At 61.4% G+C, this 7,823-nt stretch carries 5 protein-coding genes and 2 pseudogenes; 5 read left to right on the top strand and 2 right to left on the bottom strand.

The features are described 5' to 3' along the window. Both ACEW8G_RS10515 and ACEW8G_RS10510 read left to right on the top strand, forming a co-directional pair. Positions 1–271: pseudogene (locus ACEW8G_RS10515) on the top strand (response regulator); the annotation flags it as partial. Positions 272–498: 227 nt separating this feature from the next. Further along, positions 499–2,436 carry an alpha/beta hydrolase family protein gene (locus ACEW8G_RS10510; RefSeq protein WP_373488372.1) on the top strand — a complete coding sequence of 646 codons (1,938 nt, stop codon included), beginning with the start codon at positions 499–501 and terminating at the stop codon, positions 2,434–2,436. A gap of 72 nt (positions 2,437–2,508) precedes the next feature. Here ACEW8G_RS10510 and rpsD read toward each other — a convergent pair whose 3' ends face one another. Further along, positions 2,509–3,123 (bottom strand): 30S ribosomal protein S4, encoded by a 615-nt coding sequence (rpsD, locus tag ACEW8G_RS10505; protein WP_373488371.1) that lies wholly within the window; start codon positions 3,121–3,123, stop codon positions 2,509–2,511. Positions 3,124–3,373: 250 nt separating this feature from the next. Between rpsD and ACEW8G_RS10500 the strand changes: the two genes are divergently transcribed. Continuing rightward, positions 3,374–3,685, top strand: coding sequence for a chorismate mutase (locus ACEW8G_RS10500; protein WP_373488370.1), 312 nt, complete (start codon positions 3,374–3,376; stop codon positions 3,683–3,685). Positions 3,686–4,239: 554 nt separating this feature from the next. Here the strand turns inward: ACEW8G_RS10500 and ACEW8G_RS10495 are convergent. Further along, a complete protein-coding gene (locus tag ACEW8G_RS10495; protein WP_373488369.1) occupies positions 4,240–6,720 on the bottom strand; it encodes a hypothetical protein in 2,481 nt (826 codons plus the stop codon). Between the two features lie 71 nt (positions 6,721–6,791). On the opposite strand from ACEW8G_RS10495, the gene ACEW8G_RS10490 reads away from it, so the two are divergent. After that, positions 6,792–7,100 (top strand): Hpt domain-containing protein, encoded by a 309-nt coding sequence (locus tag ACEW8G_RS10490; protein ID WP_373488368.1) that lies wholly within the window; start codon positions 6,792–6,794, stop codon positions 7,098–7,100. A gap of 98 nt (positions 7,101–7,198) precedes the next feature. After that, positions 7,199–7,823 (top strand): annotated as a pseudogene (locus ACEW8G_RS10485) (hypothetical protein); the annotation flags it as partial.

Below are 7,823 nucleotides of genomic sequence, written 5' to 3'. Positions count from 1 at the left end.
CGACGAGGCAGTCGAGCAGGCTTTGCGCGAGAAGCCGGGCCTCGTGCTCGCCGACATCCAACTGGCCGATGACAGCTCAGGCATCGATGCGGTGGCAGACATCCTGCGCGAAATCGACGTGCCGGTTATTTTCATTACCGCGTTTCCGGAACGTCTGCTGACCGGCGAACGGCCCGAGCCGGCCTTCCTGATCACCAAGCCATTCCACCGCAACACAGTGCGCGCTGCGATCAGCCAAGCACTGTTCTTCTTTGACGCTGAAACGGTGTAGTATTTCCTCATCCCCTTCAAAATGGGGGGAATGTATCTAACAAAGAGCGGGCCACGCGGCCCGCTTTTTTTTGGTTTGATACCGCTTTGAAACATCTTGCCACGCCTGGTTTAAATTCTCATAATTGGGAGAATGTTTGATCTGGGCGGGGATTGATGATGTTAACAGTGACTGCACGATGGCAAATGGTTGTGTCAATTTTTGTCACTGTCTGTGCTGGATCAGGGTTGGCGGTTCATGCACAGGAGGCGCGCAGTCAAATTGATGCCGCCCGGGTTCTTGGTGCCCGTCCGATCGTAGAACAGGCGAGCCTGTCGCCTGACGGCAAGCGCATGGCCTATCTGGAGCCGATCAAAGGCCAGGGATCTGTGCTCATGATCGTGGACCTTGAGGCGGCTGTGCAAGTGCCCAAGGCCATTTTTCGAGCCAACGGAGAGCCGAACCGCCTTGGATCGTGCAATTGGACCGGCAATACGCGCCTGTTGTGCGATCTTTATGCGTCAACCATGGTTGAAGGAAGCGCAACGTACATCACTCGTCTTGTGGCGGTAGATGCCGATGGTGGTCCCACCAAGATGCTGGACGTGCGCCGGGGGCGCGGCGAGAGCCTGCAGTACGCCCTTTATGGCGGCAGCGTGATCGACTGGAATCCGTCAGAAGACGGCCATGTGTTGATGGTGCGTCCATATATCCCCGAAGTCGATCTCGGCACCAGGCTTGGCCAAACTGATGAAGGTTTGGGGGTTGATCTTGTCGACACCCGCAAGTTGACGGCCAAGGTGGTCGAAGGACCAAACAAAGATGCCAGCGAGTTCATATCGGATGGATATGGCAAGGTTCGGATCAAGGGTCACAGTGTGACACGCTCCGAGTATCTTACACCCGAAAGACGCTATTATTACCGCAAGCCAGAGAGCAATGCCTGGCATCTGCTCAGTGTGGTCGCAGAAGAAAGTAATGGCTTCGATCCTTACGCCGTTGATCGCAATCTGAATGTCGCTTTTGGCCTGAAGCGGCTCAACGGACGGCTGGCAGCCTATCGGGTGGCGCTCGATGGGTCGGGCAAGGAAGACCTGGTTTTCGAGCATCCTGAAGTGGACGTTGCTGGCTTTGTGCGGATTGGCCGCCGCGACCGGGTGATTGGTGTGCGGTACGTGACCGATGTCGCCCAGGTGCACTATATCGATCAGGATATCGCCAAGATGACCGCCGCACTGTCGCGCGCGATTCCCGACCTGCCGCTGATCCGTGTCATCGATTCGAGTGAAGATGAACGCAAGATGCTGGTCTGGGCGGGCAGTGACACCGATCCAGGGCGCTATTTCCTGTTTGATCGTGATGCCAAAACGCTCGGCAACATGTTGTCGGCCCGGCCCGAGCTTGAAAATGTCACCCTAGGAACGATGAAAGCGATGACCTATCCGGCGCGCGATGGCACGCAGATCCCTGGCTATCTTACGTTACCGCCGGGCAAGACGGATGCCGCCGGCCTGCCTGCCATCGTCATGCCGCACGGCGGTCCAGGCGCGCGTGACGAATGGGGCTTTGACTGGCTGGTCCAGTATTTCGCGCTGCGCGGTTATGCAGTGCTGCAACCCAATTTTCGCGGTTCGGCGGGCTATGGCATTGACTGGTTCAAGCGCAATGGCTTCCAGAACTGGCAGATCGCGATTGGCGACGTCAATGATGCCGGTCGGTGGCTGGTTCAGCAAGGCGCAGACGCAAACCGCCTCGCCATTTTTGGCTGGTCTTATGGAGGCTATGCGGCGCTGCAGTCGAATGTCGTTGAGCCCGACCTGTTCAAGGCAGTGGTCGCCGTGGCGCCGGTGACCGATCTTGAGCGGCTGAAAGAAGATCGCCGGGGCTGGACCGACTATCGGCTGGTCAGCGGATTTGTGGGCAGCGGGCCGCACATCAAGGACGGCTCCCCGGCGCGCAACGCTGAGGTGATCCGGGCTCCGGTGCTGATGTTTCATGGCGATATCGACCGTAATGTCGATGTTGGGCACGCAAAGCTGATGGATTCGCGGCTGAAATCCGCTGGCAAATCCTCAGAACTGCACGTCTACAAGGACCGCGATCACTATCTGGAGGATGGCGATATCCGCGCCGAGATGCTGCGCACCAGCGCTGCGTTTATGGAAAAAGCTTTCGCCGGCAATTAAGCGCTCGCGCTTCTAAGCAAAAAAGGCGGGCCGCGATGGCCCGCCTTTTTATGCTTGATCATTTGAACCAAATCAGCGCGAATAGAATTCGACGACCAGATTGGGTTCCATCTTCACCGCATAGGGCACTTCGTCGAGTGTCGGGATGCGGGTGAAGGTGATCTTGTCGGTGCCATCGGGCGCGACATAATCGGGGATGTCACGCTCGGCGAGGCTCTGCGCTTCGATGACAAGCGCCATTTCCTGCGCCTTGCTGCCCAGCGACACGACATCTCCCGGCTTCACCTTGCGCGATGCGATGTTGCACTTCACGCCGTTGACGCGGATGTGGCCGTGGCTGACGATCTGGCGCGCCGAAAAGATGGTCGGCGCAAACTTGGCGCGATAGACCACCATGTCGAGGCGCTGTTCGAGCAAGCCGATGAGGTTCTGGCTGGTATCGCCCTTCATCCGGCTGGCTTCGGTATAGTTCTTCTTGAACTGCTTTTCGGTGATTTCGCCGTAATAGCCCTTCAGCTTCTGCTTGGCGCGCAGCTGAATGCCAAAATCGGACAGCTTGCCCTTGCGGCGCTGACCATGCTGGCCGGGGCCATATTCGCGCTTGTTGACGGGCGACTTGGGGCGACCCCAAATGTTCTCGCCCATGCGGCGATCGAGCTTGTACTTTGAACTGTTGCGTTTGGACACGCGTGTTTCTCCAATTGGCTGTCTGTGGTTCAGACGATCCGGCCCACGATTTAGGGCCAGATTTCAGGTCCCGGATACGCACCATGCCACCGATTGTGCGACATGCGGCCACCGCTTCACCGGGGTGCGGGGCCAATTGCGAAGCGCGGCCTATGACGAAGCGGCGCGGCAAAGTCAATGCGTGTGCGACGTGCGCGCGTGCCGCGACCCCATCTCGACAGCGCCGACCGGGGCGATTATGGCTGCGAACATGTCAGACACCATCAAAACGCCCGACCAGTGCGCCACCATGACCGACGTCCGCGCCGGAGTTGACGCGCTGGACCGGCAGATTATCGCGTTACTCGAAACCCGCTTCGGCTATATGCGCGCCGCCGCGCGGATCAAGCCCGAACGCGGACAGGTGCGCGACGAACCGCGCAAGGCGCAAGTGATCGCCAACGCGAAGGCCGCCGCCTTCGACGCCGGGGTGCCGGTGGGGCTGATCGGCGACTTCTGGGACCGGCTGGTCGAGGCTTCGATTGCCTATGAGGGCGAGCACTGGGATTTGTTGCGGCGGTAGGGGGGGGCGAGAGGCGATGAGTCGCGTGCCTTTCGACCGGTTGCGGACAGCTAGAAAACGACCATAAGTTCATTATTGTAATAAATGTGTCCGCACTTGTACGGGCTTTCTTCACTGAAAACTCTGATGATATCCCCGCCATCAAAAGTGAGGGTCATGCAAAGTGGTTGGACTTCGACTGACTGAATTTTCTGACCAATCAAGTGGTGCAATATTATTGGTGAGAGACGGCTTTCATCTGTGTTGTGGCTATGTACGCCCCCCCGGCTGTCAACGTGCTCAAGGGTGCCCTCAACTGAAAGGCGAGATACGTCGAACCCAAAAATAATCTGCCAACTTCCGAGGCAAAGTTGCTCGAGTTCTTTGCCAATAAGGAAGTTGAGTTGCGAGGCATCTGGGAACGGGTGCATTCAATCAGTATCGCCACCTAGTGAGGTCAAGGCAATAGTCGACTTCTATACGGCTATCGGTCAACCAAATGGTCGGTTTCCCTCCCCTCCGCTCAGTCTGAACATGTCGAAGCCCCCACGAACCTCCGCTTCTATCGTAAAACCCTAATCGCGTAGGCGTTCGATCGCCTGAGCGAGCGCAACGTACAGCTTGCCGGTTTCTGACGACAGCAAGGTCACGCCGATCACTCCGCCGTCGCGTGTGGACAAGACATTGCGCAACATCGCCTCGAAATCGTGGATGAAGCGGTTGACCAGCTCGTAGAACTGGTCGTCGTTCTGATAAGCTTGGGCGATGGTGCGCGCCTCGGCGCTGTCGAGCAGGCGCACCGCGCGGCGGGTGAAGACACCGCGATCACCGCGCAGATAGGCCGACCACGCAGTGTCGCTGACCTCGGTGGAGAGGATCTTGCTGATATCGATCGCCGCCGAATTAAGCGATTCGGTGAGCAGTGCCAGCCGCCGCGCGAACTCGTTGTCGGTGCGCTCTTCGGCGCGTTCGCGCGCTTCGCTCACGCGGCGCTCAAGATGGCTGGCGAGATCATCGACACGCACCAGCTGGTCCTTGAGGTGCAGCGTCGCCTCGCTGGTCGCGCCGACCGCGCGGTTGATTGCGCCATCAAGCTTGCCGATCAGTTCCTCCGCCTTGGTGCGCAGCACTTGTTCGAGCGTGATGGCGGTTTCCGCGCCCAGCTTGTCGGTTGCGCCAGTGATCACAGCATCAAGCGCGCGCGCCGACTCATTTGCGGCCTCCCGCGCCTCGCGTTGGACGTCGCGCATGGTTTCGATCAGGCGGATGCCGCTGTTCGCCTCCATCTCTTCGATGTCCTCGCGCGCGGTGCGCATCGCCGCGATCAGCGTCTCGATCTCTTGCGCCTGCGTTGCCCAGCCCGCCTTGCCGCCGTCGACCAATGCGCTGATCTGGTTGTCTTGCGAAGCAATGCGCGCCTCGATCTCGGCGAGCAGCGAAAGCACCTGCGCGATGTTGGTGTCGACCCCGCCCAGCGCTTGCTGCAGCGCGCCGACGCGTTCGATGCTTTGCGTGGTGCGGTCGTCGAGCGTGCCGAGCGCTTTGGGCAGCGCACTGGCGATCTGGCCGTCAATGTCCGTCAGCAGTGCGCCCAGCTGTTCGCTTTTCGCCTGGAACGCCTCGGCATGGTTCGCGCCCTTGTCCATGGCCTGCGATAGCTTGGCGACATTATCCTGTAGCGCAGAGAGCGCGAAGGCGAGGTTCGCGGCGCTGTCGGCGCTGCGCGTATCGAACGCCAGCAGCCGCGCTTCGGCTTCGCTGATCTGGGTGTCGGCGAGCGCGACCATGTTGCGGATCACCGCCTCGCTTTCGCGCGACGAGGTGGCCAGCGTCTCGAGCGTCAGCCCCAGATCGTCGCCCGCCTCGCGTACCGCGGCGCGCGAGTCTGCCGCGCGCGCTTCCATCGCGGCAGCCATGTTGTCCAGCCCGGTTTGAAGGTCGGCCAGCAGCGTCGCCAGTGCCTGCTGCTGCGCTGCGACAGCCCGATCGAGCTGGCCCGTGGTCTCGTCTGCGCGGCCCGCGATCTGCGCGGTGATGGCATCGCTCTGCGCCTGCACATCGCTGAGCAACGTCCGCAGCGTTGCGGCCTGCGCCTCGCCCGAGTGCTGCAGCTGCGATTGCGTTCCGGCAAGATGATTGCTGGCGCTGTTGACCGAAGCATCGATCTGCTGGCGCGCGGCATCGACCGACTGGCCCAGCTGCGCGCTGGCGCTGGCGAAAGTCGCGGTGAGCTCGCGGCTGGCGATGTCGGCCCGCGTGACCAGCGCGTCGATCTGCGCGCTTGAGGCCTGGCCAAAGCCGTTGAGCTTTTCAAACGCGGCGATCATGCTTTCGATCTGGACCTGCGCGGTGCGCCCGGCATTGCCGATCTGGTTGGTGACATCCTTGGCGGAGGTGGCGATCACCGGCAGATGGGTGCGCAGCTTGTCCATATTGCCCGATGCGGCCTCACTGACCTCACCGATGGCGCGCATCCCCTGATCACTCGACGCGATGATATTGCGCAGTTCTTCGGCAAAATTGCGCAGCCGGTCGGTTGAGACGCGGCCCAAAGAGTCCAGCTCCTGGCTCTGGCTGGCGAGAAACGCGCGCGCCAGCGAAAGCTCGCCATTGATGTGCGACAGCCGGGTATCGAGCGCGATGCTCTCGCTGCGCAGGCTTTGGGCAATTCCGGCATAGCGCCGCCCCTCGGCCAGGCTGTTGCGCTGGGTCAGCAGATAAACCGTGAGCACGAGCACGACGAGAATCGCCCATTGCGACAGCGCGTTGACGCCCTCAGCCAGGCTGATGCCCGATCGCCATTCGGCGAGGCCTGCCCACATAAATGCTGCCGTCCACGCCGCGATCACCAGCCCGGCGACGAGCATCGCCGCTGTGGTGCGTCGTTCAACCGGCACGATGTCATCCTCGTTGAGCCATGGCACGGACTCTACTGCAGCCTCTGGTTCAGCAGGTGCCAGCAGATCGGGCAAGGGAGCGCCTGTCTCCGCATCGCCGCCGGACCCGGTTTCTGCGCGGCCATGGCGCATATCGATGATGTTTTTGCTCTCGCCCATGGCATTAACCTTACCATGTTTTGCTTTCGCAGAAACCGAAAGTTAAGCCTCGGCGGCTAACCGTTCAGGCTATGGCATATGAATCAGGGGCTTTGAACGCGGCATTGGCCGCAGCGGTGGGCAGCGATCCCGCGCTTGTGGCGGAACTGCGCGGCGCGTTTCTTGACAGCGCGGCACGGCAGATCGATCTGCTCGGGCGGTCGCGCTGCGATGCCAACTGGCATTTCGCGGCGCTGCGCCTCAAGAGCCTCGCGGCCAGCTTCGGGGTTAATGATATCGTCGATCTGGCCGATCTGGCGCTGGAAGGCGCACCGGGCGATCCGGTGGCGCTGCGCAACCTCAAGGCCGCGATGCGCAACTTCGGCGACAGCGCCGCTTAATTCAGCAGCGGCGCGGTTGGCATCGCCCGCCGCACCCGATATGACGCATGGCTCACCCCAGCAGCGGAGCCGGTGTCTTGCGCGCAGCGTTATTGTCCATGATCGAGACCGTTGGTGGCACAAGCCTGCTGCGCGGCGCGCTGCCGCTGGCCGATGGTACGCTGGCGATGCTGCATGTCGATCTTGCCAAGCGCGCCGGGGCCGCCGAAATCCTGTGTCTGGTCGATGCCGTGGGCGGGCAGGTGCAAGCGCTTGAGCGCTATGCGGCAAGGCTCGGCCTCGGCTTTCATCTGGTGCGCTCGGTTGCCGATATCAGCGTGCGGCTGGCCAGCGCCGATGAGCTGCTGATCATCGCCGATGGCCTGTTTCTCTCAGGCCCTGCCACGCGCCAGATGGCGGCGATGCCGGGTCCGTGCGTCGCCTGTTTCGCTCCCGGCGAAGGCGCGCCCGAAGTCGTCGGCCAGTTCGAACGGATCGACATTAACCACATCTGGGCGGGGCTGGCGTGTCTGCGCGGCAGCGATCTGGTCGAGGCGCGCGATCTGCCGCCTGACTGGAACATCCAGTCGTCGCTGCTGCGGATCGGCGTGCAGCGCGATTACCGGATGTATGTGCTGCCCTTCTCGCTGGCCGAAGACCGCCAGATTGCGATGCCGCCCAGCGCAGCCGCGCTTTCCGAGCTGGCGACGATCAACATGGCAGCGGGCGAAGGCGCAGGCGGCG

It is taken from the genome of Blastomonas sp. (assembly GCF_041747255.1).
GTDB lineage: Bacteria > Pseudomonadota > Alphaproteobacteria > Sphingomonadales > Sphingomonadaceae > Blastomonas.
The sequence above is the reverse complement of the archived record's forward strand: the minus strand, read 5'-3'. Positions and strand labels throughout refer to the sequence as shown.

Coding starts and splice junctions, on each gene's coding strand:
- ACEW8G_RS10490 (WP_373488368.1), top strand. CDS start 6,792: ATGGCATATGAATCAGGGGCTTTGAACGCGGCATTGGCCGCAGCGGTG.
- ACEW8G_RS10500 (WP_373488370.1), top strand. CDS start 3,374: ATGTCAGACACCATCAAAACGCCCGACCAGTGCGCCACCATGACCGAC.
- ACEW8G_RS10495 (WP_373488369.1), bottom strand. CDS start 6,720: ATGGGCGAGAGCAAAAACATCATCGATATGCGCCATGGCCGCGCAGAA.